This is a genomic window from Herbaspirillum sp. B65, assembly GCF_000333555.1.
GTDB classification, from domain to species: domain Bacteria; phylum Pseudomonadota; class Gammaproteobacteria; order Burkholderiales; family Burkholderiaceae_D; genus Herbaspirillum; species Herbaspirillum rubrisubalbicans.
The window spans coordinates 1-1309 of sequence record NZ_BADI01001241.1; the positions used below are offsets into that span (position 1 = coordinate 1).

The 1309-nt window shown below is 67.9% G+C and carries 3 protein-coding genes; all 3 read left to right on the forward strand.

Translation table 11 applies throughout. From position 1 onward, the window contains the following. On the forward strand, window positions 1-365 hold a 365-nt coding region (locus I5W_RS28950), incomplete at its 5' end, for a DUF924 family protein (RefSeq protein WP_044531850.1). A 92-nt stretch (window positions 366-457) separates the two neighbouring features. Beyond that, a complete protein-coding gene (gene pilV, locus I5W_RS28955; protein ID WP_034335787.1) occupies window positions 458-973 on the forward strand; it encodes a type IV pilus modification protein PilV in 516 nt (171 codons plus the stop codon). A 2-nt stretch (window positions 974-975) separates the two neighbouring features. Further along, a partial coding sequence (locus I5W_RS28960; protein WP_044531851.1) for a PilW family protein occupies window positions 976-1309 on the forward strand: 334 nt, incomplete at its 3' end.

The window sequence follows — 1309 nt, forward strand, 5'->3', positions numbered from 1 at the left end:
GCACATCTACGCGACCCGCCCAGGCCTTCGCGCACGATGAACTGGCACGCCAGTGCAGCCATCTGGCGCTGGCCATGGGCCTGGATGCAGACTTGCCGCCGCTGGCCCGGGTGTTCCTCTACCTGCCGCTGGAACACGCCGAAGACCTCGACGACCAGGAGTATGTGGTGCAGCTCATGGGCGCACTGGCCAAGGCGGCCAGCGCGGAAGACAAGGCGACCTTTGACGGCTATGCCGACTATGCGCGACGACACCACGCCGTGATCGCGCGCTTCGGACGCTTCCCCCACCGCAACCGCATCCTGGCGCGCGAGAGCACCCCGGAAGAAGTCGACTTCCTCAAGCAACCGGGCTCTTCCTTCTGAAGTTTTCGATAGCAGTACACTGATTCGGGGTTTTGCTGGAGCGGCATTTTCTTTTTCTCTAGACTCGCGGGCTTTCCTTTCCAGGATTTCCCATGCGCGGTCGCTCCCGAGGTTTCTCGATGATGGAGGTGCTGGTGGCCATGCTGGTCATCGGCACCGGTGCGCTGGCCATCGCCATGCTGCAACTGCACGCGCTGCGCAGTAGCCAGGACAGCAGTCTGCACGCCCGTGCCACCCTGATGGCGCAGGAACTGGCCGAACTGCGCGCGGCCTTGCCGGCCAGCGCTGGCGTCGCCGATCCCCTGTTGTTTTCCCTCGCGGCGGGCAAGCCGTTCACGGCCCATGCGGATTGCGAACAGAGTGCCTGCAGCCCGGCCGATTTCGTCCGGGCCAGCCTGGCCGACTGGAGCGGCCGGCTGGTCCGCGATTTCCCGCAAGCGCGCGTCATCGTCTGCCGTGACGGCCCGCGCCCGCCCCCCGAAGACTGGCGCTGCGACGGCATGGAAAGCAGCCCAGCCGTCCTGAAGATGGCCTGGCACCGCCCCGGCTCGGCCAAGGGGACGGCCGCTGCCGCCGCGCCGCTGGTGAGCCTGAACCTGGGCCGCTGACGATGCCGGCGCAATCCCCCTTCCCGGCGCGCGCGATGCGTCTGCATGAGACCGGACTGACCCTGGTCGAACTGATGATTGCGCTGGCCATCGGCCTCCTGGTGGTGCTGGTGGCCGGTACGCTGCTGCAGCAGGCGCGTGAGGCTTACCAGGAGATGGACGATGCCGGCCGCGTCGAGGAAACCGGCCGCGTGGCCCTGGATCACCTGCAACAAGTGTTGCGCCAGGCCGGCCATCTGCCGCTGGAAAGCCTGTCCGACGGCAGCTCGCCGGCCCTGCTGCCGGGCCTGCGCGGGCTGGATGACAGCCGCCAGGCCGAGGCCCTCGACCCGGCCG

Coding starts and splice junctions, on each gene's coding strand:
- pilV (WP_034335787.1), top strand. CDS start 458: ATGCGCGGTCGCTCCCGAGGTTTCTCGATGATGGAGGTGCTGGTGGCC.